This window comes from Acinetobacter sp. V89_4 (genome assembly GCF_029967875.1).
GTDB classification, from domain to species: Bacteria; Pseudomonadota; Gammaproteobacteria; order Pseudomonadales; family Moraxellaceae; genus Acinetobacter; species Acinetobacter oleivorans.
The window spans coordinates 1-617 of the sequence record NZ_JASCAI010000014.1; the positions used below are offsets into that span (position 1 = coordinate 1).

At 44.2% G+C, this 617-nt stretch carries 1 protein-coding gene; it reads left to right on the forward strand.

The genetic code is table 11. The features are described from left to right. Nucleotides 1–617 (forward strand): GTP-binding protein (locus QLG01_RS03105; protein WP_282495806.1); only part of this gene is annotated, 617 nt, incomplete at both ends.

Below are 617 nucleotides of genomic sequence, written 5' to 3' on the forward strand. Positions count from 1 at the left end.
AAGTTTGAACGTAATAAGCCACACGTAAACGTGGGCACAATTGGTCACGTTGACCATGGTAAAACAACTTTAACTGCTGCGATTGCAACTATTTGTGCAAAAACTTACGGCGGTGAAGCGAAAGATTACTCACAAATCGACTCAGCACCTGAAGAAAAAGCACGTGGTATTACAATTAATACTTCACACGTAGAATACGATTCTCCAATCCGTCACTACGCTCACGTAGACTGCCCGGGCCACGCCGATTATGTTAAAAACATGATTACTGGTGCTGCTCAGATGGACGGCGCGATCCTTGTATGTGCTGCGACTGATGGTCCAATGCCACAAACTCGTGAACACATCCTTCTTTCTCGTCAGGTTGGTGTACCTTACATCATCGTATTCTTGAACAAGTGTGACCTTGTTGATGATGAAGAATTACTTGAATTAGTAGAAATGGAAGTTCGTGAACTTCTTTCTACTTATGACTTCCCAGGTGATGACACTCCTGTTATCCGTGGTTCAGCTCTTGCTGCTCTTAACGGTGATGCTGGTCAATATGGCGAGTCTTCAGTTCTTGCTCTTGTTGAAGCGCTTGACTCTTACATTCCAGAACCAGAACGTGCTATCGA